The 24,135-nt window shown below is 67.4% G+C and carries 27 protein-coding genes and 2 tRNA genes; 13 read left to right on the top strand and 16 right to left on the bottom strand.

Annotated elements, in window-relative coordinates; genetic code table 11:
* Positions 1–163: 163 nt before the first annotated feature.
* Positions 164–1,219 carry a LacI family DNA-binding transcriptional regulator gene (locus tag ACTHN1_RS09755; RefSeq protein ID WP_440470755.1) on the bottom strand — a complete coding sequence of 352 codons (1,056 nt, stop codon included), beginning with the start codon at positions 1,217–1,219 and terminating at the stop codon, positions 164–166.
* Positions 1,220–1,224: 5 nt separating this feature from the next.
* The gene (locus ACTHN1_RS09750; protein WP_440470754.1) at positions 1,225–1,674 is read right to left on the bottom strand and encodes a DUF1801 domain-containing protein; all 450 of its coding nucleotides are present in this window, start codon (positions 1,672–1,674) and stop codon (positions 1,225–1,227) included.
* A gap of 251 nt (positions 1,675–1,925) precedes the next feature.
* Here ACTHN1_RS09750 and ACTHN1_RS09745 point away from each other — a divergent pair, with 251 nt between their 5' ends.
* Complete coding sequence (locus ACTHN1_RS09745) at positions 1,926–2,561, top strand: OmpW/AlkL family protein (protein ID WP_440470753.1); 636 nt, start codon at positions 1,926–1,928, stop codon at positions 2,559–2,561.
* 76 nt (positions 2,562–2,637) lie between these two features.
* On the opposite strand, the gene ACTHN1_RS09740 is transcribed toward ACTHN1_RS09745, so the two are convergent.
* Together ACTHN1_RS09740 and ACTHN1_RS09735 are read right to left on the bottom strand one after the other, a co-directional pair.
* On the bottom strand, positions 2,638–3,174 hold the full coding sequence (locus ACTHN1_RS09740; protein ID WP_440470752.1) for a DUF1453 domain-containing protein: 537 nt from the start codon (positions 3,172–3,174) through the stop codon (positions 2,638–2,640).
* On the bottom strand, positions 3,175–4,053 hold the full coding sequence (locus ACTHN1_RS09735) for a DMT family transporter (RefSeq protein WP_440470751.1): 879 nt from the start codon (positions 4,051–4,053) through the stop codon (positions 3,175–3,177). It abuts the gene before it with no gap.
* Positions 4,054–4,131: 78 nt separating this feature from the next.
* Here ACTHN1_RS09735 and ACTHN1_RS09730 point away from each other — a divergent pair, with 78 nt between their 5' ends.
* A complete protein-coding gene (locus ACTHN1_RS09730) occupies positions 4,132–4,614 on the top strand; it encodes a YajQ family cyclic di-GMP-binding protein (RefSeq protein ID WP_440470897.1) in 483 nt (160 codons plus the stop codon).
* Positions 4,607–5,176 (top strand): DUF1415 domain-containing protein, encoded by a 570-nt coding sequence (locus tag ACTHN1_RS09725; RefSeq protein WP_440470750.1) that lies wholly within the window; start codon positions 4,607–4,609, stop codon positions 5,174–5,176. The genes ACTHN1_RS09730 and ACTHN1_RS09725 overlap by 8 nt, the downstream gene beginning before the upstream one ends.
* 49 nt (positions 5,177–5,225) lie before the next feature.
* On the opposite strand, the gene ACTHN1_RS09720 is transcribed toward ACTHN1_RS09725, so the two are convergent.
* From ACTHN1_RS09720 to ACTHN1_RS09710, 3 genes are all read right to left on the bottom strand, one after another.
* Positions 5,226–5,696: an REP-associated tyrosine transposase gene (locus ACTHN1_RS09720; protein ID WP_440470749.1), complete on the bottom strand. Its 471-nt coding sequence runs from the start codon at positions 5,694–5,696 to the stop codon at positions 5,226–5,228.
* Between the two features lie 270 nt (positions 5,697–5,966).
* On the bottom strand, positions 5,967–6,674 hold the full coding sequence (locus ACTHN1_RS09715) for a pseudouridine synthase (RefSeq protein ID WP_440470748.1): 708 nt from the start codon (positions 6,672–6,674) through the stop codon (positions 5,967–5,969).
* Positions 6,671–7,723, bottom strand: a complete 1,053-nt coding sequence (locus ACTHN1_RS09710; protein ID WP_440470747.1) for a class I SAM-dependent methyltransferase — start codon at positions 7,721–7,723, stop codon at positions 6,671–6,673. The genes ACTHN1_RS09715 and ACTHN1_RS09710 overlap by 4 nt, the downstream gene beginning before the upstream one ends.
* A 744-nt stretch (positions 7,724–8,467) precedes the next feature.
* Here ACTHN1_RS09710 and ACTHN1_RS09705 point away from each other — a divergent pair.
* The 5 genes from ACTHN1_RS09705 to ACTHN1_RS09685 all read left to right on the top strand — a co-directional run bounded on the left by ACTHN1_RS09705 (position 8,468) and on the right by ACTHN1_RS09685 (position 11,880).
* Positions 8,468–8,536: transfer RNA gene (locus ACTHN1_RS09705), tRNA-Arg, on the top strand.
* Positions 8,537–8,609 (top strand) — tRNA-Ile (locus ACTHN1_RS09700). It abuts the tRNA gene before it with no gap.
* Positions 8,610–8,980: 371 nt separating this feature from the next.
* The gene (locus ACTHN1_RS09695; protein ID WP_440470746.1) at positions 8,981–10,102 is read left to right on the top strand and encodes a slipin family protein; all 1,122 of its coding nucleotides are present in this window, start codon (positions 8,981–8,983) and stop codon (positions 10,100–10,102) included.
* A gap of 134 nt (positions 10,103–10,236) precedes the next feature.
* Entirely contained in the window at positions 10,237–11,457 is a 1,221-nt protein-coding gene (locus ACTHN1_RS09690; RefSeq protein ID WP_440470745.1) for an RtcB family protein, read from the top strand.
* 123 nt (positions 11,458–11,580) lie between these two features.
* The gene (locus ACTHN1_RS09685) at positions 11,581–11,880 is read left to right on the top strand and encodes a hypothetical protein (RefSeq protein ID WP_440470744.1); all 300 of its coding nucleotides are present in this window, start codon (positions 11,581–11,583) and stop codon (positions 11,878–11,880) included.
* Between the two features lie 51 nt (positions 11,881–11,931).
* On the opposite strand, the gene ACTHN1_RS09680 is transcribed toward ACTHN1_RS09685, so the two are convergent.
* Positions 11,932–14,424: an ABC transporter permease gene (locus tag ACTHN1_RS09680; RefSeq protein ID WP_440470743.1), complete on the bottom strand. Its 2,493-nt coding sequence runs from the start codon at positions 14,422–14,424 to the stop codon at positions 11,932–11,934.
* Positions 14,421–15,131: an ABC transporter ATP-binding protein gene (locus ACTHN1_RS09675; RefSeq protein WP_440470742.1), complete on the bottom strand. Its 711-nt coding sequence runs from the start codon at positions 15,129–15,131 to the stop codon at positions 14,421–14,423. The genes ACTHN1_RS09680 and ACTHN1_RS09675 overlap by 4 nt, the downstream gene beginning before the upstream one ends.
* A gap of 100 nt (positions 15,132–15,231) precedes the next feature.
* On the opposite strand from ACTHN1_RS09675, the gene ACTHN1_RS09670 reads away from it, so the two are divergent.
* On the top strand, positions 15,232–15,855 hold the full coding sequence (locus tag ACTHN1_RS09670) for an arylesterase (protein WP_440470741.1): 624 nt from the start codon (positions 15,232–15,234) through the stop codon (positions 15,853–15,855).
* Between the two features lie 138 nt (positions 15,856–15,993).
* The gene (locus ACTHN1_RS09665) at positions 15,994–16,206 is read left to right on the top strand and encodes a hypothetical protein (RefSeq protein WP_440470740.1); all 213 of its coding nucleotides are present in this window, start codon (positions 15,994–15,996) and stop codon (positions 16,204–16,206) included.
* Between the two features lie 55 nt (positions 16,207–16,261).
* Here ACTHN1_RS09665 and ACTHN1_RS09660 read toward each other — a convergent pair whose 3' ends face one another.
* The 6 genes from ACTHN1_RS09660 to ACTHN1_RS09635 form a co-directional block, all read right to left on the bottom strand.
* Positions 16,262–17,602 (bottom strand): ATP-binding protein, encoded by a 1,341-nt coding sequence (locus ACTHN1_RS09660; protein WP_440470739.1) that lies wholly within the window; start codon positions 17,600–17,602, stop codon positions 16,262–16,264.
* Positions 17,603–17,611: 9 nt separating this feature from the next.
* Complete coding sequence (locus ACTHN1_RS09655) at positions 17,612–18,298, bottom strand: winged helix-turn-helix domain-containing protein (RefSeq protein WP_440470738.1); 687 nt, start codon at positions 18,296–18,298, stop codon at positions 17,612–17,614.
* Between the two features lie 85 nt (positions 18,299–18,383).
* Positions 18,384–18,626 carry a hypothetical protein gene (locus ACTHN1_RS09650; protein ID WP_440470737.1) on the bottom strand — a complete coding sequence of 81 codons (243 nt, stop codon included), beginning with the start codon at positions 18,624–18,626 and terminating at the stop codon, positions 18,384–18,386.
* A 143-nt stretch (positions 18,627–18,769) separates the two neighbouring features.
* Positions 18,770–19,426, bottom strand: a complete 657-nt coding sequence (locus ACTHN1_RS09645; RefSeq protein WP_440470736.1) for a DsbA family oxidoreductase — start codon at positions 19,424–19,426, stop codon at positions 18,770–18,772.
* Between the two features lie 74 nt (positions 19,427–19,500).
* The gene (locus tag ACTHN1_RS09640) at positions 19,501–20,535 is read right to left on the bottom strand and encodes an aldo/keto reductase (protein WP_440470735.1); all 1,035 of its coding nucleotides are present in this window, start codon (positions 20,533–20,535) and stop codon (positions 19,501–19,503) included.
* Positions 20,536–20,648: 113 nt separating this feature from the next.
* Complete coding sequence (locus ACTHN1_RS09635) at positions 20,649–21,383, bottom strand: SDR family oxidoreductase (RefSeq protein ID WP_440470734.1); 735 nt, start codon at positions 21,381–21,383, stop codon at positions 20,649–20,651.
* Between the two features lie 170 nt (positions 21,384–21,553).
* Here ACTHN1_RS09635 and ACTHN1_RS09630 point away from each other — a divergent pair, with 170 nt between their 5' ends.
* From ACTHN1_RS09630 to ACTHN1_RS09620, 3 genes are all read left to right on the top strand, one after another.
* On the top strand, positions 21,554–22,267 hold the full coding sequence (locus ACTHN1_RS09630) for an AraC family transcriptional regulator (RefSeq protein ID WP_440470733.1): 714 nt from the start codon (positions 21,554–21,556) through the stop codon (positions 22,265–22,267).
* Positions 22,264–22,500, top strand: coding sequence for a helix-turn-helix transcriptional regulator (locus ACTHN1_RS09625; protein WP_440470732.1), 237 nt, complete (start codon positions 22,264–22,266; stop codon positions 22,498–22,500). Before ACTHN1_RS09630 ends, ACTHN1_RS09625 begins: the two co-directional genes overlap by 4 nt.
* Before the next feature lie 137 nt (positions 22,501–22,637).
* Complete coding sequence (locus ACTHN1_RS09620) at positions 22,638–23,195, top strand: DUF3016 domain-containing protein (protein WP_440470731.1); 558 nt, start codon at positions 22,638–22,640, stop codon at positions 23,193–23,195.
* Positions 23,196–23,254: 59 nt separating this feature from the next.
* Here ACTHN1_RS09620 and ACTHN1_RS09615 read toward each other — a convergent pair whose 3' ends face one another.
* Positions 23,255–24,037, bottom strand: coding sequence for a hypothetical protein (locus ACTHN1_RS09615; RefSeq protein ID WP_440470730.1), 783 nt, complete (start codon positions 24,035–24,037; stop codon positions 23,255–23,257).
* Positions 24,038–24,135: the final 98 nt, after the last annotated feature.

Below are 24,135 nucleotides of genomic sequence, written 5' to 3'. Positions count from 1 at the left end.
ATGTCAGCCGGGTCGCGACCTCGCCATCGCCGGCACCCCCGACGGTCGGCAGGATTTCCTTTTCATGACAGGTGTTTAGACGGGTTTCCCTGGGTGTGCCGGGCGCCCTGGAGCCCACGCCGGAACCGACCGGAATACGCTGCGCCGCAACAGACTTTTGCGCTCAGGTGGCGCGGACCACCAGATGGGTGGACAGGGTTTCGGAAACCGCGGGTTCGCCATCGATCAACGCGCGGATCTTGCGGGCCAGCAACACGCCGGCATCGACGAAGTTCTGGTGCACCGAACTCAGGGGCGGCACATAGGTTGCGCCCAGCGGGGTGTCGTCGTAGCCGATGACCGACACATCCTCGGGTACCCGCCGTCCCCGCTCGATCAGCGCGCGGATCGCGCCGATCGCAAGCAGATCGCTGGCCGCGAACAGCGCGTCGATCTGCGGATGCTTCTCCAGCAGCGCGTGCACGGCCTCGGCGCCGGCATTGACGGTGAAACTGGCGACCGAGGGCGTGACCGGCACGATGCCGTACTTGCCCAGGGTCCCCGCAAAGCCCTCAAGGCGCTCGGCGAACTCGCCGTGCGCCGGATCGCCCAGGAACACAGGGCGGCTGCGGCCCAGCGCGATGAACCGCTCGGCCGCCAATGCGCCGCCGCGCCGGTTGTCGCTGCCCACCACCACCTGCGACTCGTGCCGGCTGACCGCGCCCCACACCACCATCGGCCTGCCCCAGCGCTGCACCTCGTGCATGGCGTCCTCGTTGGCGCCCTGGCCGAGCAGGATCACGCCATCGGCGGCCTGCACGTTCGGCAGCGCGCCGCCCTGCAGCGAGGTCAACAACACGCTGTAGCCGGTGGTGGTCAGCTCCTGGGTGATGCCGCCCAGCAGATCCAGCGGATACGGGCCGGACATCTGCCGCTCCAGGGTCGGCTTCATTTCCACCACCACCGCCACGGTCATGCTGCGGCGCAGGCGCAGGTTGCGCGCACTGACATTGAAGGAATAGCCGTACTGCCGCGCGATCTCGCGGATGCGCTCCCGGGTCTCGGCGTTCACCAGCGGACTTTCACGCAACGCGCGCGAGACCGTGATCGCGGAGACGCCGGCGACCTTCGCCAGATCCGCCATGGTGGGACTTTCGCCGACGGTCGGCGGCGCCGGTTCGGGCCGGGCACGGGCGGCGCCGCGGGAGCGGAGGGAAGGCTTGGGCTGGCGCGGACTCATGCGGCTCAGTTTCGCACGCGCCCGGCTTCGTGGCGCGCGATGTGGGTTTCGACCGGCGTGGCGGCCACGATCCGGACCACCTCATCCAGCAGCAGATCCTCCAGCCGCTTGAAACGCAGGCAGCTCTTGCCCAGGTCCAGCTTTTTGCCGGCATCGGCGTAGGCCCGCCGCAATTCCGCCTCCACGGGCGAATCGGCGTAGACGCACATCAGGTACAGCGCGTAGTGGTTTTTCTGCGCGGCCAGGGCCACGAACGACAGCGGCTGGCGGTTGTAGGTCTCCGGATAGCGGGACAACGGAACCTCCCAGCTGATCATTCCCCAGTTCATCCGCTCCTCGTAGCCCGGCGGCAGCTGGCGGTTGATCGCATCGCGCACGATCGCGACCACTTCGCATCGCTCCCGTGGCAATCCGGCCAGATAGTCCTCAACCGTGGTGACGTCGCTGCGGGCCATGACGTGGTTTCCCTGCCGTTCCTTCGCGCGCGGGCGACCTTAGCGCAATTCACGCCAGCGGCCAATGTGAAATCTCACATTCAATAATGAATCGTCCGCACGCACGGACGAACAACAATGAATGTCTGCTGGATATCACCGTTGTTGTAAAAAATTCATTTCGCGGCCGTGTCTCCATTCATGCGCGGGTCGTTACGGTGCGCACGCCCCAAAAGCATCGGGCCCAGAAAAAGAGAAAAAGGAGATCCCCCATGAACAAGTTCCGCACCCTCACCCTCGCCGCTTCGCTGCTGGCGTTCGCCCCGGCCGTGTTCGCACAGGACGGTTCCGCTTCCGGCACCGATCACAAGCGCTTCGCCATCGTCGGCGGTTACGCCGTGCAGAAGGTCGATTCCAAGCCGGTCGACAACTCCAGCCTGGATCTGGACGGCGGCTCGGCCGCGACCCTGAGCGCCAGCTGGTACGTCACTCCCGCGATCGCCGTCGAGCTGTGGGGCGCCGCCGACAAGTTCGAGCAGCGCGTGCGTGGCGATCAGGGCAAGCTGGGCAACATCGACTCGCAGCCCTACGCCCTGAGCGCGCAGTACCACTTCCGCAACAGCGACGCGCCGATCCGTCCGTTCGTGGGTCTGGGCTATTACCAGGCCAACTACAGCGGCGGCTACAACATCACCGACGGCGCCGGCCAGCACTTCGGCCTGGAAGACACCAAGGGCGCCATCGGCACCGTGGGCGTGGACTTCAACATCAGCCCGTCGTGGTTCGCCCGCGCGGACGCCCGCTACATGCACGGCGACAGCGAGATCACTGCAGACGGCCAGCGCATCGGCCAGAAGGCGGATCTGAATCCGTGGACCGTCGGCTTCGGCATCGGCGCGCGTTTCTAAGCGCGCTCCGATCACCGACCGGCACTGCACCTGGAACAGCGGAAGGCCCCTCACGGGGCCTTTCGTTTTTTCGGATTCAGCGACGAAGACGCCGCAGCCGTCGATGCAGTCCCCAACTGCCGGCCAGGGCGTATCCCAGCAACAGGCCCGCCAATCCGGTCAGCCCGGCGTGCAGATCCCCCGACGGCACCTGATCCCGCGACCATGCCACGCCCTGCTGGATGATCTGGAACAGTCCCAGCAGTATCCGCCCGGCCACCAGCAAGGTCAGCAGCGACACCAGCCAGGGATTGGGCGTGTGGAACAGCCCCTCCTCCCGCCATTCGAAGCGGCTCGTGGCGACGCCCAACGCCCCCAATCCGATGCCCACCGCCAATCCAAGCGCCGCCTGCATCAGTTGATGCGGCCACCAGATCTGGAAGATCACGCTGACCAGCAGGAACACACCCAACGCCAGACACAGCAGCCCCAGGTTCAGGCGCACCTGCCAGGGCCAGACGCGCCGGGTGGCCCTGCCGCGGCGATAGCGCTGCCACAGCGACCACGGGAACAGGATCACCCAGAGCGCCAGCAGCGCCATCAGTCCCAGTGGCAGGAGCAACAGCAGGGGCATTCAGGGATGCTCGACCTCGGCATGCGCGGGTTCGCGGCGTAGCAGATAGAAACCGCTGGCCACGATGATGCCGGCGCCCACCCAGGTGATGCCGTCGGGCAACACGCCCCACAGCGCCACGTCCAGCACTACCCCCCAGATCAGCGCGGTGTACTCCAGGGGAGCGATCAAGGAAGCTTCGCCGCGCCGGAACGCCTCGGTGAGCGCGATCTGGGCCAGCGAGCCGGCCACGCCGATACCGGCGATGATCCAGGCATCCACGCTCTCCAGCGGCTTCCAGCCCGGCCAGGCCAGCGCCAGCGCGGCCACCGACAACAGCGCCATGAACCAGACCACCATCGCCTGGGTGCTGTCCCGCTGCGCCAGCAGGCGTACCGTGATCGCGCCGGCGGCGTAGCACATCGCCGCGACCAGCACGGCCAGGCCCCCGGCGGTCAGCATCCCCTCGCCGGTGGGGCGCAGGATCACCAGCACACCCAACAGGCCGATGGCAATCGCCAGCCAGCGCCCGGGGCCGACCCGTTCCTTCAGCAAAGGGCCCGCCATCGCGGTCACCAGCAGCGGCGCCACGAAGGTGATGGCATAGGCCGTGGACAACGGCATGCCGCGCAGGCCGTAGACGAAGCCCGCCATCATCGCCACGCCCAGCACCCCACGCAGCAGGTGCAGGGGCCAGTGGATCCGCAGCAGGCTGCCCGCCGGCACCGTCAACAGCGCCCAGGCCAGCACGAACGGCAACGAAGACAGCCCGCGCAATGCCGCCACCTGCAACGGCGGATACTTCGCCGACAGCAGCTTGAGCCCGGCATCCATCAGGGCGAACAGCAGCACGGCCAGCAGCATCAGGACGATGGCGGCGGAATGGGGGTGTCGGCGCATGCGGCATTATGGCGTGGCGAAGGCACGGAAGGTCCATGGACTAGAATGGAAGCCCCCCGAACCATGCTTCCGCCCGCCATGCCCTCCTTCGACGTCGTTTCCGAAGTCAACCCGCACGAACTGACCAACGCGGTCGACCAGGCCAACCGCGAACTCTCCAGCCGTTTCGACTTCAAGGGCGTGGATGCCAAGTTCGCGCTGGACGAGAACATCATCACCCAGACCGCGCCCAGCGATTTCCAGGTCAAGCAGATGACCGACATCCTGCGCGCGCGCCTGATCGCCCGCGGCATCGACACCCGCTGCCTGGAATTCGGCGACGTGGAGACCAACCTGGCGCAGGCCAGGCAGAAGGTCACCGTCAAGCAGGGCATCGAGCAGAAGCTGGCCAAGAAGATCGCCGCGACCATCAAGGACGCCAAGATCAAGGTCGAGACCCAGATCAACGGCGACAAGCTGCGCGTCAGCGGCAAGAAGCGCGACGACCTGCAGGATGTCATCGCCCTGCTCAAGAAGACCGAGCTCGAACTGCCGCTGCAGTTCGACAATTTCCGTGACTGATCCCCTGCCGCCGTCGCCCGACGCGACCGCGCCGGATCCGATCGCGCTCACCCGGCGCTGGATCGAACGCGCGGTCATCGGCCTGAACCTTTGCCCGTTCGCCAAGGCGGTCTACGTCAGGGAGCAGGTCCGCTTCGTCCTCAGCGACGCCACCACCCCGGAAGCCCTGCTGGAGCAGCTGGCCGAGGAACTGGTGCTGCTGCGCGACACCGATCCCGGCCAGATCGACACCACCCTGATCGTCCACCCGGATGTACTGACGGATTTCCTGGACTACAACGATTTCCTCGACAACGCCGATGCGGCTGTCGAGGCGCTGGACCTGCAGGGCGTCCTGCAGGTGGCCAGTTTCCACCCCGACTACCAGTTCGCCGGCGCCGCTGCCGACGACATCAGCCACTACACCAACCGCTCCCCTTATCCGACCCTGCATCTGCTGCGTGAAGACAGCGTGGAACGGGCGGTGGCGGCGTTTCCCGATCCCGACGTGATCGTGGAACGCAACCTCCAGACCCTGGATCGCCTCGGTCACGCCGGCTGGCGCAAGCTGTTCGCGGATTGACCCCCATCCAAGCTTTTGTAGGAGCGACATAAGTCGCGACCACGGCACCTCACAACCAGACCGCATTCCAGTAAGGGTAGTCGCCTATCCGCTCCACCAGACCAGCCCGGAGCGGATTGGCAATCAGATGGCGCGCTGCGATCCTCACGCTCTCATCCGCACGCAGTGCCCGGTCATGGAACCCCCTCGCCCATACCGGTGCACTTTCGCGCCCAGGGCGGCGGAGCATCCTGGCCGTGTTGGTTTTCAGGCGCTGCACAACAATGGAAATGTCTTCCATGGGTCCGAGCTCTATCAATCCATGCCAATGGTCGGGCATCAATACCCAGGCCAGCAGCCGGGATCGATACCAGAGGCGAGGGTCCTCCACCGCCCGTGCAACGATCGCGGCATTACCGGGATCTTCGAAGATCCGCCCACGATCGACTGTCGCGAAGGTGATGAGATAGATCTGCCCAGCGAGCGAGCATCCGTCCTTGCGTAGCGCGCGATGTCCTCTGGAATATGCGACCTCAAGCATTCCTCCAGCCTGCGACCGTCGTGTTTTCCCTCCGCGTTGGAACGATCCTGGGTCCGCGGGTGTTTGCTGGGTTTGCTGAATTCTCCGGGTCGCGACTGATGTCGCTTCTACAGGAGAATTCGCCGGGTCTCCGCTTCGAATAGCCATCCATGGCCGTCCTTCTTCCGTGGACGTCCAGCATCCGCATGGGCGCACGCCCACGCCATCGGGAAGAAGCGCGATTGTTTGTGGGGATATCCCGATTCGCGACCGGCGTCGCTCCCACAGGACTTATCCGGCGTTGGTGAAAAGGGTTGCGAGATCCGCACTATCCAGCGCACGCCACTGCCCCGACGGCAGATCCTCCAGCGCGAGGCCGCCAACGCGGCTGCGATGCAGGGTTTGGACGTGATTGCCGACCGCGGCAAACATGCGGCGGACCTGGTGATAACGGCCTTCGGTCAGGATCAAGCGGGCACGCCGTGGTTCGAGGACTTCCAGGATCGCCGGTGCCAAGGGTGTCGTTTCCGATTCCAGCAGCAGGCTTCCGCTGGCGAACACCTCCGCCTCGTCGCCCCGGAGGTCGTGCGCCAGTGTCGCTTCATAGACCTTGGGCAGGTTCGACTTCGGCGAGATGATCCGGTGCAGCAGCGCACCGTCGTCGGTCATCAGCAGCAGCCCCGATGTTTCGCGATCCAGCCGTCCGACCGAAGACAGTACCGGCGAGCGCTGGCGGAAGCGCGGCGGCAGCAGATCGTAGATGAGGCGTCCGGCGTCCTTGGTCGAACAGGTGTAGCCGATTGGCTTGTGCAGCATCAGCGCCAGGCCCGGAGCAGGGTCCAGCGGTTCGCCATCGACGCGGATGTTGTCGTGCTCGACCGGATCGTCGGCATACAGCACCTCGCCGGCGGCGTCGGTGACGCGCCCCTCGCGGAACATCAGGGCGACCTGCTTGCGGCTGCCGTAACCGAGATTGGCGATGTGCTTGACGATCTTCATGCCCGCCCCGCCTTCACCGCTTCGATGACCTTGAAGCCGTCACGCTCGGCGACCGTGCGGACCTGTCCGAAACCCGCGTCCAGCACCGACTCGTAGGGCAGGTGCCGGTTGGCGACCAGCCACAATCGGCCACGCGGCTTCAGGGCCGTCGTGGCCACTTCGATGAAACGTCGGCCGATGTCGGGACGATCTTCGCGGCCCTGCGCATGGAATGGCGGATTCATGACGACGAAGTCGAATTGACCGGGCACACCCGTGGTCACGTCGTGCCAATGGAAGGCCAGGGCGGCGGCAGCGTCGCGCAGATTCTCGCGCGCCAATGCCAGCGCGCGGGCCTCGGCTTCGTACAGATCCAGCGCGGTGACACCGGGGCAACGCTTCAGCACTTCCGCCGACAGGAATCCATGGCCCGCGCCGAGATCGGCGCCGTGACCAGCCAGATCGGCAGGGACATGCGCCGCCAGCAATGCCGACGCCGCATCGATGCGATCCCAGGCGAACACGCCCGGGCGGCTGACGAAACGCCCCTCCAGAATCGGACGCGGCGCATCCAGGCGCAGCCATTCGGACCGCAACGCCTCGTCGTTGGACTCGGTCCTCCGCGCCCAGAACACCCGGCAATGATGTTTGCTCAAACTGCCGGACAGCGTCGCCAGACGCTTCATGTCGCCCTCGCCCGCCTTGGCGCCCTCGTCATTCGGCATGCCGGCCACCACCATGCCCCCGGGTGCGGCCAGCGAAAGCGCGCGCGCGAGCAGGGTGCGCGCTTCATCGCGCTGGCGCGGCGGCAGCACCAGCACCAGCGCATAGCCGTCCGCGGATGCACGCGATGACGCATCCTCGACGACATCCAGACCCGTCCGCATCAAGTCGTCGGCGACCGGTTTGAAACTCTGCTCGCACAGGAGCTTGTCGAGCGGGAACTGCCGCAGCGCCCAGCCGTCGCGCGCGCGCAGGAACAGCACCGGGCCTTCCGGCCACGGGAGATCGCCCTGCCGGAAGGGCAGCAGCAAGGCATCGAGCGCGGGATCGGAATGAGCGTTGGACACGTACGGCCAGGAAGGGGAAGCGGACGTGGCGATTCTACCCGCGCCCAGCGCTGCCGCCGACGCGATCGCATGGCAGGGCCGTCCCGACGTCAATCGCGCGTGGAAAAATCGTCGTTAAAAAAATGTTGCAAGTTCAAAACAACCGGCGTATCGTGCGCGGCCTTCGCCCTCGTGGCTGTTTTTTCACCGAACCGATTTCCATGATCCGCCTTCCCGCCAACACGAACCTGTTTGCCCTGTGGCCCCGCCACGGCGCGGATGCGTGCGTCCTGCCGCGCGGCTGCGAAGGCATGCGGTATCTGGACACCTAATCTCGGCTGACCTCCCTGGGAGATCGGCCACCCCGATCTCCCGAGGCACGCGAACGCCCTCGGGTCGCAAGTCCCGGGGGCGTTTTGTTTTTGGCGTTCGCGGAGGATGCGCATGCATCGAGCAGGTTTCGTTTCATCCAACAGGGAAACCCACGGTTTCCGCCCTGGAGCATCCGGGTAGCGCGCCTGCGCGCCCCGAGGCAGGGGCGCGGCTGCAACCGGCGCATGTGCGCTGCGTGGTGATGCTCCGACGCGAGCGGCGTGCGGATGGAACAACGAATGGGCGCTAAGCGCCCGAACGAATTGCCGGTTGGCGACAGCCGGCAATGCGGAACATCACGGAACACGTCACAGCGGTACGGGCTTGTGTCCCGTCCGGTGCGCGCGGCGCTGCCGTCGCGTATGCCGAGGCGTGGGAACGGATGTTCCTCATGACGATGGCCGAGCGGTCAGGCATCGGCGGCGACGCCGACCACACCGGTTCGATTCCGGTACGTCACCACTGGATAGCTCAGTCGGTTAGAGCATCGGACGAATAATCCGAGAGTCGCGGGTTCGAATCCCGCTCCAATCCATGACCTGTCACGTCATGACATCGGGACGAAAGTCCCTCCCAGGAAACGCCCGGTGCGGCGCGTCGATCCATGCAAGGGAATGCGTGGAGGAACAGACCGCAGCGTGGCCGGTGCCGGAACCGCGCCCTGGCGGCGGACGTTCCCCATCGACGCCGGGCGGCAGGACGCCACCCGGTCGGCGACGACGGAATCTCCGCCCACAGCGCCGGCTTCCCGCAGCGATCGCGTCCGCGGGCGTTTCCACCTTTTTCCGATGATTCCGCCCCCGGCGGAAACATCAGTCCTCCCGCGTGGCAACCGTTCCTCCGCGCGGGAAATGCAATCCAGGAACGGACCACCAGAGCCAACAATCACATAAGGAGACATGTGCCATGTTCTGGACCAAGAAGGTCGTGATCGGTGACGGCGAGCGCGGCCTGGTGTATCGCAACCGTCAGCTCGAGCAGGTGCTCGAGCCGGGCGTCCACACGTTCTTCGACCTGCGTGGACAGGTCAGCATCGCCGTGCACGCCATCGCGCGGCCGGAATACAGCGGCACCGACGCCGAGGTACTGATCGCGCGCATGGACATGCTGGCGCCGTACTTCACCTTCGCCGACATCGGCGAGCAGGAGGTCGGCCTGGTGTCGAAGAACGGCAAGCTGGAGGACGTGCTGCCGCCGGGCACCCGCAAGCTGTACTGGAAGGGCCTGGCGCGGGTGGACGTGCGCAAGGTCGCGCTGGACGGCCTGCCGGAAGTCGATGTCGCCGTGGCCCGTCGCCTGCGCCAGCTCGGCGCATTGTCGAAGGTGGCCGTGGTCGCCGACGTGCCGGCCGAGTACGCCGGCCTGGTGTTCATCGACGGCAAGCTGGCGAGGACGCTCGAGCCGGGCGCCTATGCATTCTGGAACTTCCAGAAGAACGTGGGCGTGGATATCGTCGATCTGCGCGTGCAGGCTGTCGAGGTATCGGGCCAGGAACTGCTGACCCGCGACAAGGTGTCCCTGCGCGTCAACCTGGCCGCCAGCACCCGCGTCACCGACGTGGTCGCGGCGCGGACCAAGGTGGCGAAGATCGGCGACCACGTCTATCGCGAACTGCAGTACGGCCTGCGCAGGGCGGTTTCCGCCAAGACGCTGGACGAGCTGCTGGGCGACAAGGCGTCGCTGGACGCCGACATCTTCGCCCACGTGCGCGGTCAGATGACCGGGCTGGGCATCGAGGTGCTCGGCGTGGGCGTCAAGGATGTGATCCTGCCGGGCGAAATGAAGGACATCCTCAACAGCGTGGTCCAGGCCGAGAAGTCGGCCCAGGCCAACGTGATCCGCCGTCGCGAGGAGGCGAACGCCACCCGTTCGCTGCTCAACACGGCCAGGCTGATCGAGGAGAGCCCGGTGCTGATGCGCCTCAAGGAACTGGAGGCGTTGGAGAAGATCACGGAGAAGATCGACAAGCTGACCGTATTCGGCGGCCTGGACGGCGTCATGAAGCAGTTGGTCAGTTTGAAGCAGTAGCGGTACCGCCCCTTCCCTCTTCGGGGGAAGGGGCTTGATGCAAGACGAATCCCTCTCCAGTTCAAGGGAGGGGCGGTTCCCACATGCCATCCCCACGCACGGGGACGGCGTTTTATCCTTTCAAGGAAGAGATCATGGACATTTCAAACTTCGAACTGCTGCATGCCGAAGGCAGCGCCACGCCGATCAAGGGCTGGGTGCGCGGCGTACCGCTGGAAGCCGAGGCGCACGCGCAGCTGCGCAACATCGCCTCCATCCCGTTCGTCGGGCCGTGGGTGGCGGTGATGCCGGACGTGCACCTGGGCAAGGGCGCGACCGTGGGTTCGGTCATCCCGACCCGGGGCGCGATCATTCCGGCCGCGGTCGGCGTGGACATCGGCTGCGGCATGGCCGCGGTGCGGACCACGCTGCGTGCCGGCGATCTGCCGGACAGCCTGGCGCAGCTGCGTGGTTCGATCGAGCGCAGCGTGCCGGTCGGCAACGGCCGCGGGGGCGAGCATCGCCGTCTGCCGGACAGCATCACGACCCGCCTGGTCGAGTCCGGACTGGCGCAACGTCTGGAAGCGATCAAGCAGAAGCACCGCAGGATCCGCACCGACAAGCTCGACAACCAGTTGGGTACGCTGGGCGGCGGCAACCACTTCATCGAAATCTGCCTCGACGAGACGGACGCGGTGTGGGTGATGCTGCACAGCGGTTCGCGCGGCACCGGCAACCTGATCGGCACCTATTTCATCGAGCGTGCCCGCGAGGCGCTGGCGCACCGCGTGCTCGGCTTCCACCTGCCGGACAAGGACCTGGCCTTCTTCATGGAGGGCGAGCCGCTGTTCGACGACTACGTGGAAGCGGTGTCGTGGGCGCAGGACTACGCCCGCCAGAACCGCGAGGCGATGATGGGGCGGGTGCTGGCGGAAATGCGTCACCGCCTGCCGAAGTTCCAGTTGGAGAAGCTGGCGGTGAACTGCCACCACAACTACGTGCAGAAGGAAACGCACGGCGGCCAGGAACTGCTGGTGACCCGAAAGGGCGCGGTCAGCGCGCGTGAAGGCGAGCTTGGCATCATTCCGGGCAGCATGGGAACGCGCAGCTACATCGTGCGCGGCAAGGGAAACACGGACAGTTTCCACAGCTGCAGCCACGGCGCCGGCCGCGTCATGAGCCGTACGGCGGCGCGCCAGCGGATCACGCTGTCACAGCACCGCGAGGCCACCGCGCACGTGGAATGCCGCAAGGACGAAGGGGTGATCGACGAATCGCCGGCCGCCTACAAGTCCATCGACGCGGTGATGGCCGCGCAGTCCGATCTGGTCGAGGTGGTCCACACCCTGCGCCAGGTACTCTGCATCAAGGGGTGAGCTCCGGCTCGCCCCTTTTTTTTTGTGCGGCGCTCTCTTCGCATTCCGCGAACATCCGCTTGATCAACCGTGAACGCCGGCGTTGGCATGCTGTCGACTCTCCCTTGGGAAGCGAGGCCAACCATGCGCGCACTGTTCGTCGGCGGCGTCATCGACAACAAGGAAATGGACATGGACGAAGGACGTCCACCCGTTCATTACCCGGAGAACACCGGCGGGGGCCAGCCCCGCTACCGGCTGCACTTCGTCGGCGAGCGCGCCGACGGCTCCATCGCGTTCGCCGTCTACGGCGCGCCGGAACTGCCCGAGGATGAAATCGATCGGGTGATGGATGAACGCGCCTACGCGCGCCGCTTCGACGCGCAACCGGTCAAGCCGGCGTCGCTCTCCGGCGTGGAAAGCGATCGCGGCACCCTGCATTGATCGGCGGTCATCCCGGCCGTCATTGGTTCCTGGTCGACAGGCGACCGGCGCTCATCCCTGCAGTTCGCGCAGGGTGACCGACGGCGGCGCGTCCAGCACCTTGCGGGTGGCGAACAGGCCGGCCAGCAGCGCCGCCAGCAGGCCGACGCCACCGCCGATGGCGGCCAGCTGCCAGTTGCTTCGCCACGGCAGGTCGAACACCTGGGTGGCGATGACGCCCGCCAGCACCGATGCGGCGATGGCGGCGACCAGTCCGGACAGCAGGCCGATCGCGGCGAATTCCGAGGCCTGCGCCAACCGCAGCTGGCGGCGGCTTCCACCCAGCACCCGCATCACGCCGCCCTCCAGCAGGCGTTCGTCCTGACTGGCGCTGACCGCCGCCAGCAGGACCAGCACGCCGGCGGCCAGCGAGAACCAGAACACCACCTGCACCACCGTGGAAACCTGGTCGGCGGTGCTGCGGACCTGCTTGAGCACGGCATCCACGTCGATCACTGACAGATTGGGGAACGCATTGACCAGTTCGCGGGTGAAGCCGGTCCTGGCTGGCGGCACGCTGACCGCGGTGATGTAGCTGGCCGAGTAGCCCTCCAGCGAACGCGGCGACGCGATGACGAAGAAGTTGGGCCGGAAACTCTCCCAGTCCACGCTGCGCAGGCTGGTGATGCGTCCCTCGAACGATTGCCCGGCGATATCGAAGGTCACCCGGTCGCCCAGCTTCCAACCCAGCGACTCGGCGAAATCCTCTTCCACCGACAGTTCAGGCGACGCCGGCACGCCGGTCCAGAACTTTCCCGCCGTCACCACGTTGTCGTCGCGCAGATGATCGGCGACGGACAGGTTGAACTCGCGGTCGGCGCGCCGGCGGGTGCGCTCGTCGGCCTCGGCATAGTCGTCACCGCTGGTCGGCTTGCCGTTGAGTCCGGTCAGGCGTCCACGGATCATCGGATACAGCGTGGTTTCGCCCAGTCCCTGTCCGCGCAGGAAATCCCGCACCGATCCGACCTGATCCTGCTGCACGTTGATGATGAAACGATTGGGCGCATCGGCGGCCAGCGCCATCTGCCAGCGATCCAGCAGATCGGTGCGCACGAAAGTCAGCAGCAACAGCGCCATCAGGCCGAGCCCCAGCGCGCTGATCTGGGCGATGCTGGTGCCGGCCCGACGGCTGACGTTGGCCAGCCCGTAGCGCAGGCTGCCTCGCAGGCGTCCGCGCAGACGCCGGACCACCCGGATCAGGACCCAGGCCAGCAGCGCCAGTACCGCCAGCGTGGCGACAATGCCCACCAGCATCGCGGTGCCGAGCGCGGCCGAACCGGCCTTCCACCACAACAGCGCGCCCAGGCCGACGAAACCGGCCAGCGCCACCAGCCACGCGCTAGGCTCGGTGGGATCCAGATCACGCCGCAGCACGCGCAGCGCGGGCACCCGCCGCAGCGCCAGCACCGGCGGCGCGCCGAACGCGAGCAGCACGATCAGCCCCACGCCATAGCCCTGCCATGCCGGCATCGGGCCGGCGGGCGGAATCGAGATGGCGAGGCTGCGCTCCAGCCAGCCGCCGATCGCCCATTGCAGGCCGAATGCGATCGCCACGCCGACGGTGCAGGCGATCAGGCCGAGCAACAGCAATTCACCCACATGCACGCCGACCAGCGTCCGCTGGCTGGCGCCGAGGCAGCGCATCACCGCCGTGCCGGACAGGTGGCGTTCGCTGTGCCGGCGCGCGGCCATCGCCACCGCCACCGCGGCCAATACCACCGACACCAGCGCCGCCAGCCCCAGGAAGCGGCCCGCGCGATCCAGCGCCGAGCGGATTTCCGGGCGGGCGTCCTGGATGGTCTCCAGCTGTTGTCCGCGTTGCAGTCGCGCCTTCGCCTCGCGGGTGAACCGTTCGACGCCGGCGGCATTGCCCGCCACCACCAAGCGGTAGCGGATCCGGCTGCCTTCCTGCACCAACCCGGTCGCCGGCACATCCGCCATGTTGAGGAACACGCGCGGCGCGACGTTGAAGTAGTCCAGCGCGGCGTCCGGTTCCTGCACCACCCGCGCGGCCAGCCGCAACTGGCTGTTGCCGATGCCGATCAGCTCGCCTTCGCGCGCGCCGAGCGTATCGGCGCCGGCCTGGCTCATCCACAGCGTGCCAGGAGCCGGAATGCCGCTGGCGTCGTGTTCGCCCTGGGCATCGACCACGCGGAAGCTGCCGCGCAGCGGGAAACCTTCGCCCAGCGCGCGCAGCTCGCCCAGCTTCAGGTCTTCGCCGGCGCGGATCATGCTCTGGAATTCCATTGTTTCGGTCAGGCGCAGGCCCGCCTCGCGCGCGGCGCCGCGCAGCGCATCGCTGATCGGCGCATCGCCCCGCACCACCGCGTCGCCACCGAGCAGCCGGTTGGCCTCGATGGCCAACGCGCGCTCCGCGCGGTCGGTGACGAAGCCCACCGCGGTCACCGCCACCACCGCCAGCACCAGCGCGGCGAACAGGATGCGGATGTCGCCCGCCGCCAGATCCCGGCGCAGTTGGCGCCAGGCCATCTTCAGGGTTTTCATGCAGGGTCGTCCGCGATCAGCCGGCCGCTGTCCAGGCGCAGGCGCCGGCCGCAGCGCGCGGCCAGGTGTTCGTCATGGGTGACCAGCACCAGGGTGGTGCCGGCTTCGGCGTTGAGCGCGAACAGCAATTCGATGATGGCCTGCCCGGTATGCGTGTCCAGATTGCCGGTGGGCTCGTCGGCGAACAGCAGCGAAGGCCGGGTAACGAAGGCGCGCGCGAGCGCCACGCGTTGCTGTTCGCCGCCGGACAACTGGCGCGGATAGTGTCCCAACCGTTGCCCCAATCCGACCTTCTCCAGGATTTCACGTGCCGGCGCTTCGACCGCGGCGTCGCCGCGCAGCTCCAGCGGCAGCATCACGTTCTCCAGCGCGGTCAGCGACGGCAGCAGCTGGAAACTCTGGAACACGAAACCGACCTTGGCGCCGCGCACCCGTGCGCGGCCGTCCTCGTCCAGCGACGACAGCGGCTCGCCTTCCAGCACCACGCTGCCGCTGGAAGGCGTGTCCAGCCCGGCCAGCAGCGACAACAGCGTGCTCTTGCCGGAGCCGGAGGCGCCGACGATGGCGACGGTGGCGCCGCGCGGAATCCGGAAACCCACGTCGTCCAGGATCGTCAGTTCCTCGTCGGGAAGCGCGACGCGCTTGCCCAGTCCGGTTACCTGAAGCGCATCTGTCACGAGGGTGCGGGGTGCGGTGGAATCGGCCATGATCATCTCTATGCTGACGCCCTCCATCATTGGGAGCACGGATTAAATGTTCTTTAAGAACATCCGGTATGGGGCCGCACGGGCCCGCCTGCAATGTGCCATGAGTACCGCCCTGCTGCTATTGGCCGCGCTGCTGGCGCTGCCGCTGGCCGCGCAGACGCCGGCCGCCGGCGCGCCGCGTACCGTCCTGGTGATGGGTGATTCGCTCTCCGCCGCGTACGGGTTGTCCGCCGCGCAGGGCTGGGTTTCTCTCACCGCCGAACAGGTCAAGCGCACCCGACCGGGTTGGCGGGTGGTCAACGCCAGCATCAGCGGCGAGACGACCGCCGGCGGCGCATCGCGCATCGCGGCCGAACTGCAGCGTCATCGTCCCGCCATCGTGGTGATCGAACTCGGTGCCAACGACGGCCTGCGTGGTCTCTCGCTGGCGCAGACACGCACCAACCTGGACAGGATGATCCAGGCGGCGAGGAAGTCCGGCGCCCGGGTGATGCTCATCGGCATGCGCATTCCCCCCAACTACGGTCCCGATTACACCCGCGGCTTCGAAGCCAACTTCAAGGCGCTGGCCGATCAGTACAAGTTGCCGCTGCTGCCGTTCCTGCTGGAGCCCATCGCCCGCGACCGCGCCAACTTCCAGGCCGACAACCTGCATCCGGTGGCGGCGGTCCAACCGAAGATCCGGGACCATGTCTGGCAGGTGCTGGGGCCGATGCTGAAGTGAGCGGGCCGGTCTCGCGACCGGGATGTAGGTTTTTTCCTACACCACGTCGCGGGATCCGCTGAATGTGAAACGACTCGCCTCCGGGCAGGCTACGTAACCGCGCAGGAACGCGCGTCTGCTGGCTTGCTGGAGGTCCCTATGCCCCGTCTTCTCTTTACCATCGCCGCCGCCAATGAAGGCTGGCAGCTCTATGAGGGCGAGCACGGCCGTTCCCGCTACCCGACCCTGAACGACGCCCGCGACAGCGCCCGGCTGCTCGCCGCGACCCTGTACGAACACCACGGCATTCCGACCGCGGTGGTGATGGACATGGCCGGCCGCGAGGCCGTGGTCGTATCCCGTCACGGTTGAGCCCGCCTGCCGGGTGCGGGAAGCGGACCCTCTCCCGCTTTCCGCGCCCGGCACGCTAACCGGCCACCGGCAGCAGCACGCAGACCCGCAGTCCCGGCCGGTGATCCTCCAGGCGGATCTGGCCGCGATGTCGATGGACGATCGCCCGCACCAGGCTCAGCCCCAGGCCGCTGCCGGGCGAACCGCGATGTTTCTCCAGGCGATGGAAGCGATCGAACACGCGCTCGCGCTCGTCGGCGGGAATGCCACCGCCACGATCGGCGATTTCCAGATGCGCGCCGTCGATGTCACGCCGCAACGAAACCCGGATCTCGCCGCCGGAAGGCGAGTACTTGATGGCGTTGTCCAGCAGGTTGATCAGCATCTGGAACAACTGGTCCGCATCGCCGCGTGATCGCACCGGCTCCAGTGACGGCAGCAGCGCGATGCCGCGTTCGGCGGCGATGGGTTCGTACAGTTCGATCGCGTCACGGACCAGCGGCTCCAGCGCGATGTCCGGATCCGTGTCCGCGGGCGCCTGCGCCTCCACCCGCGCCAGGCGCAGCAACGCGCTGGAGGATTGCAGCAGTTGGTCGACTTCGGCGATGGCCGATTCCAGGGTCGCGCGCGGCACCTGGGCGTCGCCGCGCAGGTGTTCCAGCCGGCTGCGCAGCCGGGTCAGCGGCGTGCGCAGATCATGGGCGATGTGGTCGGTGGCTTCGCGCACGCCCGACAGCAGGACCTCGATGCGATCCAGCATCCGGTTGAAGCGCAGCGCCAGCAGTTCGAACGCGTCGCCACTGCCGTCCAGCGGCACCCGGCTGGCGAGCGCGCCCTCGCCGACCCGCGCGGCGGTCTCCTCCAGCCGGCGCAATCGCCGCGACACCCAGCGCGCGATCAGGCCGCCCAGCAGCAATCCCAGCACCACCGCCAGCAGGGCGGCCATCATCGCGGCACGCACGCTCATCGCCAGGAAACCCGATTCCGAGCGCAGCCGCAGGCCGGTGACGAGCACGAGACCGTCGTTCAGCGGACGTTGATAGAGCAATTGCGGCAGCGCCGGTTCGCCCGCACCCTGCCGGCGGATCCAGCGCGCATGCGCTCCGTAGGGCGGCGCCTCCAGGTTGCCGGTCAGTCGTTTGCCCGAGGCGCTCTCGACCACCGCGTACAGCGCATCCGGATCGTCCGGTCGCGCCAGCCGTTGCTCCACTTCGGCCAGCAAGGCCGGACGGCCGCCATGCCGATGGAGATCGGTCAGGCCTTCGGCATCGGTGTGGATGACTTCGCGCGCGTCCTGATAGAGCAGCGAGGACACGGTGAAGTACGCAAAGCCGCCCAGGACGGCGAAGGCCAGCAGGAAGGCCAGGCCCACCACACCGGCCAGGCGGGTGGTGGTCGAGAATCGGGGCGGCTTCATGGGCCGCCCTCAGGCGGACAGCCGATAGCCGGCGCCGCGCACGGTATGCAGCAGCGGGGGTGCGCCTTCACGCGCGCCTTCGCGATCGATCTTCTGCCGCAGGCGGCTGATGTGCACGTCGATGACGTTGGTCTGCGGATCGAAGTGATAGTCCCAGACCGCTTCCAGCAGCATGGTGCGGGTGACCACCTTGCCGGCCTGGCGCATCAGGTACTCGAGCAGGCGGAACTCGCGCGGTTGCAGTTCGATGCGGCGGCCGCCACGGGTCGCCGCGCGGCCCAGCAGATCCAGCTCCAGATCCGCAACCTTCAGGGTGGTCGCGGGCGCATCGCCGGCCACGCCGCGGCGCAGGACGCTTTCCACCCGCGCGCTCAGTTCGGCGTAGGCGAAAGGCTTGGGCAGATAGTCGTCGGCCCCCGCGCGCAGGCCTTCGACGCGATGTTCGACATCCGCCAGCGCGGTCAGCAGGATGACCGGCGTGGTGTTGCCGGCGCCGCGCAGCGTGCGCAGCACGGTCATGCCGTCCAGTCCGGGCAGCATGCGATCGATGATCAGGACGTCATAGGTGCCGGTGCTGGCCAGGAACAATCCATCGCGGCCGTTGTCCGCGCGGTCCAGCGCGTGGCCATCCTCCTTCATCGCCTTGCCGATGAAGGCGGCGGTGTGGTCATCGTCCTCGATCAGCAGAACGCGCATCGGGCCTCCGGTTCGCGGCGGCATGGTACTGCCGCCGGCGGGCGCCGGCGGCAGTCGGGAGGGAGGACGTTCAGGCGCGGTGCGGTCAGTGCTTGGCGGTCTCCGCGGGCTTGGCGCTGGACTTGGCCGCCCATTGCTCGCAGTGACCGACCTTGCTGCGCTTCAAGCACTCGCGCTTATCCGCCTTGGCCGCGTGCTCGGCCGGCTTGGCGGGGGCGGCGGCCGCCGGCTTCGGGGTGGTGGCCGACTGCGCGGCCGGGGTGGCGGCGAACGCGCTGGTGGCCGCCAGCGACAGGCCAAGGGCCAGCAGGGAAGTACGCAGATTCATGTCGTTGCTCCGGTTGGAAGTGGTTGGTCGTGCCGGTGGGAAACTTCCCATCGCCCGCACAGGCTGCGCCACGGCGCCTCACCGGCGCCTTTCCCGGACATGAACTTTTTTTAATGTGGAAGGGCGCCCCCAGGCGCCCCGCCTCAGCCGGCGATCCCGGAGAGCTGGCGCAGCGCCTGCTCGAACACGTCCACCGGCTGTCCGCCCTGGATGAGATGCCGGTCGTTGAACACCACCGACGGCACCGCGCTGATGCCGTGTTCCTGGTAGAGCCGTTCCCGGGCGCGCACGGCATCCGCATACTCGTCCGAAGCCAGGATCGCCCGCGCGCGCGCTTCGTCCAGGCCCACCGATCCGGCCACCGCCGCCAGCACGTCGTGCGAGGACACGTCCTGTCCCTCGCTGAAGTACGCGCGCAGCAGCGCGTGCTTGAGCGCGCGCTGCCGGTCCAGGCCCTCGCCCTCGGCCCAATGCAGCAGGCGATGCGCATCGAAGGTGTTGACCATGCGGCGACGGCGATCCATGTCGAAGGTGAAGCCCAGCGCCTCGCCGCGCTGGCGGATCGCCTCGCTGTTGCTGCGCGCCTGTTCGGCGCTCATGCCGTACTTGCGGGTCAGGTGCTCGATGACATCCTCGCCACCGGCCTGCATCTGCGGATTGAGTTCGAACGGCTGGAAGCGCAGTTCCACCCGCAGATCCCCGCCGATGCGGGCGATGGCCTGCTCCAGCGACTGCAAGCCGATGGCGCACCAGGGACACACCACGTCGGAAACGAAATCGATCTTGACCGGTTGACTCATTGCGACTCTCTCCCTGAAGACGACGACCGCCGGCGCGTGATCGCGCCGGCGGCGGACGAACGATGCGGCGCGGCTCAGACCGGCGTCGGATTGCGGTATTTGAAGCCGGCCTGGTGCCAGTAGGGATAGGGCTTGGTGACCGCGCTGGCGGCGTCCAGACGCGCCACCTGCTCCGCGCTCAGGTTCCAGCCGACCGCACCGAGGTTCTGCTTCAACTGCTCCTCGTTGCGCGCGCCCACCACGATGGTCGAGACGGTCGGACGCTGCAGCAACCAGTTCAACGCGATCTGCGGAATGGTCTTGCCGGTTTCGGCGGCGATTTCGTCGAGCGCATCGACCACGCGGAACAGATGCTCCTGGTCGACCGGCGGACCGGACTCGATGCTGGTCTGCGATTGCAGGCGGCTGGTTTCCGGCAGCGGCTGGCCGCGGCGGATCCTGCCGGTCAGGCGTCCCCAGCCCAGCGGGCTCCATACCACCGCGCCCACGCCCTGGTCGGCGGCCAGCGGCATCAGCTCCCATTCGTAATCACGGCCGACCAGCGAGTAATACGCCTGATGGGCGACATAGCGCGACCAACCGTAGCGATCCGCCACCGCCAGCGACTTCATCAGGTGCCAGCCGGAGAAGTTGGATACGCCCAGGTAGCGGATCTTGCCGGCGCGGACCAGATCATCGAGGGTGGACACGACTTCCTCGATGGGCGTGCGCGCATCGAAGCCGTGCAACTGGAACAGGTCGATGTAGTCGGTGCCCAGGCGCTTGAGCGCCGCGTCCACCGCGTGGATGAGGTGATAGCGGGAAGAGCCGACGCTGTTCTCGCCCTCGTCGAAGCGGAAGGTCGCCTTGGTCGACAGGATGAAGGAATCGCGCGGCCGTCCCTTGATGGCCTCGCCGAGGATCGATTCGGCCGCCCCCTTGGAGTAGACGTCGGCGCTGTCGAACATGTTCAAGCCGGCGTCCAGGCAGACATCGATCAACCGCCGCGCTTCGGCGACGTCGGTCTGGCCCCAGGAACTGAACAGCGCGCCCTGGCCGCCGAACGTGCCGGTGCCGAAGCTGAGGACGGGTACGCGGAAACCGGACGCGCCCAGATAGCGATATTCCATGGCGGGAAACTCATGCGGGGAGGGTCCGCCATTTCACTCCTCCGCGCCGGACCGGGCAAGCCGCGGGGTGGAAAGCATTGTTGCCTTCCCGCCCCGGCCCTGGTTCCCGCCGGTCAGTACGCGCTGGCGGTCGGGCGCACGATCACTTCGCTGACGTCGACATCGTCGGGTTGCTCGATGGCATAGGCGATCGCGCGGGCGACCGCCTCGGCGGGAATCGCGATCCGGCGGAACTCGTCCATCCCGGCTTTCGACGCCGGGTCGGTGATGCTGTCCGCCAGTTCGCTGGTGGTCACGCCCGGCGAGATCACGGTGACCCGCAGATCCTGGTGCTCCTGGCGCAACCCTTCGGAGATGGCGAGCACCGCGTACTTGGTGGCGCAGTAGACCGCCGCGGTCGGAAACACCGCATGGCCGCCAATCGACGACACGTTGACGAACTGGCCGCCGCCCTGCGCCTTCATGACCGGCAGGCCCGCGGCGATCCCGTGCAGGACACCGCGGATGTTGACGTCGATCATGCGGTTCCATTCGTCGATCTTCAGTGCTTCCAGCGCCGACAGCGGCATCACCCCGGCGTTGTTGATGATCACGTCCACCCGCCCGAACTCGGTGCGCGCGTGGTCGATGAAGGCACGGGTATCCTCCAGGTCGGTGACGTCCAGGCGGCGGTGGCGGGCCTGGCCGCCGGCCCCGGTGATTTCGGCGGCCAGGTGTTCCAGGCGATCCGTACGGCGCGCGCCGAGGACGACGCGGGCGCCGCGCCGCGCCAGTTCACGCGCGGTGGCTTCGCCGATGCCGCTGCTGGCGCCGGTGATGGCGATGACTTTTCCTTCGATTCCGGACATGGGGGATGACCTTTCGGGGGGGGGCGGCGCGGAGTGCGCCGACGGGAGGCGCAGTCTGTTCACCCCGGGATGCGCGCCGATATCCGGTTTCTCCGGCATTCTTGCCTGATCCTGCCGGAGGCCCCGGACGGCCCCCTCCCGTCCCGATGCCGGGCGTAGACTCCCTGGCCATGGAAACCACCCCCATTCCACCGCAGACCAGCACCTCCGCGCCCTCCGGCATCGAATCCCAGATCGAGGAACGGCGGGCCGCCCTGGCCGAGGCGATTGAACGATTCACCGGCCGCGACGGCATCCATGACACCGCCATCGGCGCGCTGCGCTTCTCCCGCCTGAGCGCGCCCAGCGCGCCGATGGGCGGTCTGCAGGAACCTTCCCTGTGCCTGATCGTCCAGGGCAGCAAGCAGACGCTGCTGGGCGAAGAGGTCTACCGGTACGACGCGTCGCGCTACCTGCTCGCCTCGGTGGATCTGCCGATCACCGGCCAGGTCATGCAGGCGACGCCGGATCGTCCCTATCTGTGTTTCGTGCTGAAACTGCCGCCCGCCGACATCGCCGCGCTGGTGACCCAGGCCGAAGAGGTGGCGGCCACCCTGCCCCCGCCTTCGCGCGGGATCGCGGTCAGCCAGTGCGATCCGGATCTGATGGATGCCGCACTGCGGCTGGTCCGGTTGCTGGATGCGCCCCAGGACATCCCCCTGCTGGCGCCGCTGATCCTGCGCGAGATCCATTACCGCCTGCTGCGCAGCGAACAGGGGGCATGCTGCGCCACATCGGCGTGGCCGACAGCCAGGGGCATCGCGTCGCGCGGGCCATCGGCTGGCTGCGGCAGAACTTCCATCAGCCCCTGCGCATCGACAGCATCGCCCGCCAGGTGCACATGAGCCCCTCGGCCCTGCATCACCATTTCAAGGCGGTGACCGCGATGAGCCCGTTGCAATACCAGAAACAGCTGCGTCTGCAGGAAGCACGCCGCCTGATGCTGACCGAGGTGGTCGATGCGGCGACCGCCGGGCACCGGGTGGGCTATGAAAGCCCGTCGCAGTTCAGCCGGGAGTACAGCCGCATGTTCGGCGCCCCGCCCCTGCGCGACGTGGAACGCCTGCGCACCAGTTGAGGTTGACGTCCGGGGCCGGCGCCTGTTCAAGGACATGAACTTCGGGTGACAGCCTCGCCGGAAAATCGCCGTGGCGCGTTGCCGGCCCTGGGGGCTCGGCGCAGAATCACATTCCCCGATATCTGCCGGAGACAGCCATGAAACGCGTATCCCTCCTGTCCGCCCTGGTACTGGGTCTGGCCCTGAGCGGACCGTTGCTGGCCAAGTCCAGGACGGTCACCGATCCCGATACTCCGCGCGAACTGCCGACCGCCAACGCGGTCAGCATCGACTGGACCGATCCCGCCCAGTTCACCGACCTGCGCTACAGCGGCAACCGCTGGGAAGCCGCGCAGGGCAACTGGGTCGTCGACCTCGCCACCTACCTGCAGAAGCAGGCCGGCAAGCGCCTGGCGCCCGGCCAGCAGATGCACATCACCATCACCGACATCCGTCGCGCGGGCAGCTACGAGCCCGGCCGCGGCTTCAACATGGATCGCATCCGCATCGTCAAGGACATCTATCCGCCGCGGGTGACGCTGAACTTCGAGCTGAAGGACGCCAACGGGCAGGTGCTCGCACAGGGCGAGCGCAAGCTGGTGGACAGTGCTTTCATGATGGGCGGCGGCCAGCTGTTGGACACCGACCCGCTGCGCTTCGAGAAGCGCATGCTGGATGACTGGCTGTACCGGGAATTCCGGCGCGACGACGTCTGAGTTTCACCGCCATCCGGCGGGACAAAAAACGAAAAGGCGGCCATCTGGCCGCCTTTTCTTCATCGTGTACCGCGTTTGCGCGCCGGCACAGGGTCCAGCGGATAGACCGCGCGGATCCGGCAGAGTCGGGCCGGATGCCCCTTCGCACCCAGCCCGGTCTCGGTGATGCCGATCCAGGCGCGCTCGTTGAGCACCTTCAGATGATCGCCGGGATTGCCGCAGATCTGGCCGATGCCGACGCCGGAACGGAACTCCACCGTCTGCGCGTCATGCAGCTCGGAACAGCCGCCCTCCAGCTCCACCTGGTAGGCGTGGTAGCCACCGGAACGGCGGGGCGAGACCTGCACCTGGACACCCGCGGGGGTCTGGCTCCATGCGCGCAGGTCACGCGTGTTGAAACAGAAATGCGGCGACCCGGTGAACCCCCGGCGCCGTTCCGCGCGGACTTCCACCGGCGCCAGCGGCGTGACCGCATCGGCCGCTTGCCTGTGCATCATCGCGCTGCGCGCCAGCACGGCATATTCCCGGGCATCGAGCACCTGAACGGATGCGACCGGGCAGGTCCGTTCCCCGATGCGGACGAACGCCTTCGCGCCATCGCACACCCATCCCCCTGGACCCGCCAGGGTCATGTCGACGCCAGGCGGCGGGAGCGGGCAATCAGCGGCAAGGTCGAGGCGATAGCGACGTCCGGCCGAGGACAATGCCAGGGTCCGCGGATCGGCGAACCGGGCATCATCGATTTGCCGGGCATCCATGCAATCCGGGGCGGGCGCCGGGTCGCGCGCCGCCGCCGGCAGCGACATGCCCAGCAGCACCCCGAGCGCCATCAGCGGTTTCATCGCGCCGTTCTTCCGTAAGGCACCCAACATTTCAAACACCTTGCACTGCGTCCACTCGCCACCATATAGCACAGCGGACGATCCCCCCGATCCCCGGA

The sequence above is a fragment of the Pseudoxanthomonas sp. genome, from assembly GCF_051953815.1.
Lineage (GTDB): Bacteria > Pseudomonadota > Gammaproteobacteria > Xanthomonadales > Xanthomonadaceae > Pseudoxanthomonas_A.
This window is presented reverse-complemented; position numbering and strand designations above follow the sequence as displayed.

What these genes read in the sequence shown, in the direction of transcription:
- ACTHN1_RS09755 (WP_440470755.1), bottom strand. Translation starts at nt 1,219, where the DNA reads ATGAGTCCGCGCCAGCCCAAGCCTTCCCTCCGCTCCCGCGGCGCCGCC.
- ACTHN1_RS09750 (WP_440470754.1), bottom strand. Translation starts at nt 1,674, where the DNA reads ATGGCCCGCAGCGACGTCACCACGGTTGAGGACTATCTGGCCGGATTG.
- ACTHN1_RS09745 (WP_440470753.1), top strand. Translation starts at nt 1,926, where the DNA reads ATGAACAAGTTCCGCACCCTCACCCTCGCCGCTTCGCTGCTGGCGTTC.
- ACTHN1_RS09740 (WP_440470752.1), bottom strand. Translation starts at nt 3,174, where the DNA reads ATGCCCCTGCTGTTGCTCCTGCCACTGGGACTGATGGCGCTGCTGGCG.
- ACTHN1_RS09735 (WP_440470751.1), bottom strand. Translation starts at nt 4,053, where the DNA reads ATGCGCCGACACCCCCATTCCGCCGCCATCGTCCTGATGCTGCTGGCC.
- ACTHN1_RS09730 (WP_440470897.1), top strand. Translation starts at nt 4,132, where the DNA reads ATGCCCTCCTTCGACGTCGTTTCCGAAGTCAACCCGCACGAACTGACC.
- ACTHN1_RS09720 (WP_440470749.1), bottom strand. Translation starts at nt 5,696, where the DNA reads ATGCTTGAGGTCGCATATTCCAGAGGACATCGCGCGCTACGCAAGGAC.
- ACTHN1_RS09715 (WP_440470748.1), bottom strand. Translation starts at nt 6,674, where the DNA reads ATGAAGATCGTCAAGCACATCGCCAATCTCGGTTACGGCAGCCGCAAG.
- ACTHN1_RS09695 (WP_440470746.1), top strand. Translation starts at nt 8,981, where the DNA reads ATGTTCTGGACCAAGAAGGTCGTGATCGGTGACGGCGAGCGCGGCCTG.
- ACTHN1_RS09690 (WP_440470745.1), top strand. Translation starts at nt 10,237, where the DNA reads ATGGACATTTCAAACTTCGAACTGCTGCATGCCGAAGGCAGCGCCACG.
- ACTHN1_RS09685 (WP_440470744.1), top strand. Translation starts at nt 11,581, where the DNA reads ATGCGCGCACTGTTCGTCGGCGGCGTCATCGACAACAAGGAAATGGAC.
- ACTHN1_RS09680 (WP_440470743.1), bottom strand. Translation starts at nt 14,424, where the DNA reads ATGAAAACCCTGAAGATGGCCTGGCGCCAACTGCGCCGGGATCTGGCG.
- ACTHN1_RS09675 (WP_440470742.1), bottom strand. Translation starts at nt 15,131, where the DNA reads ATGGCCGATTCCACCGCACCCCGCACCCTCGTGACAGATGCGCTTCAG.
- ACTHN1_RS09670 (WP_440470741.1), top strand. Translation starts at nt 15,232, where the DNA reads ATGAGTACCGCCCTGCTGCTATTGGCCGCGCTGCTGGCGCTGCCGCTG.
- ACTHN1_RS09665 (WP_440470740.1), top strand. Translation starts at nt 15,994, where the DNA reads ATGCCCCGTCTTCTCTTTACCATCGCCGCCGCCAATGAAGGCTGGCAG.
- ACTHN1_RS09660 (WP_440470739.1), bottom strand. Translation starts at nt 17,602, where the DNA reads ATGAAGCCGCCCCGATTCTCGACCACCACCCGCCTGGCCGGTGTGGTG.
- ACTHN1_RS09655 (WP_440470738.1), bottom strand. Translation starts at nt 18,298, where the DNA reads ATGCGCGTTCTGCTGATCGAGGACGATGACCACACCGCCGCCTTCATC.
- ACTHN1_RS09650 (WP_440470737.1), bottom strand. Translation starts at nt 18,626, where the DNA reads ATGAATCTGCGTACTTCCCTGCTGGCCCTTGGCCTGTCGCTGGCGGCC.
- ACTHN1_RS09645 (WP_440470736.1), bottom strand. Translation starts at nt 19,426, where the DNA reads ATGAGTCAACCGGTCAAGATCGATTTCGTTTCCGACGTGGTGTGTCCC.
- ACTHN1_RS09640 (WP_440470735.1), bottom strand. Translation starts at nt 20,535, where the DNA reads ATGGAATATCGCTATCTGGGCGCGTCCGGTTTCCGCGTACCCGTCCTC.
- ACTHN1_RS09635 (WP_440470734.1), bottom strand. Translation starts at nt 21,383, where the DNA reads ATGTCCGGAATCGAAGGAAAAGTCATCGCCATCACCGGCGCCAGCAGC.
- ACTHN1_RS09630 (WP_440470733.1), top strand. Translation starts at nt 21,554, where the DNA reads ATGGAAACCACCCCCATTCCACCGCAGACCAGCACCTCCGCGCCCTCC.
- ACTHN1_RS09625 (WP_440470732.1), top strand. Translation starts at nt 22,264, where the DNA reads ATGAGCCCCTCGGCCCTGCATCACCATTTCAAGGCGGTGACCGCGATG.
- ACTHN1_RS09620 (WP_440470731.1), top strand. Translation starts at nt 22,638, where the DNA reads ATGAAACGCGTATCCCTCCTGTCCGCCCTGGTACTGGGTCTGGCCCTG.
- ACTHN1_RS09615 (WP_440470730.1), bottom strand. Translation starts at nt 24,037, where the DNA reads ATGAAACCGCTGATGGCGCTCGGGGTGCTGCTGGGCATGTCGCTGCCG.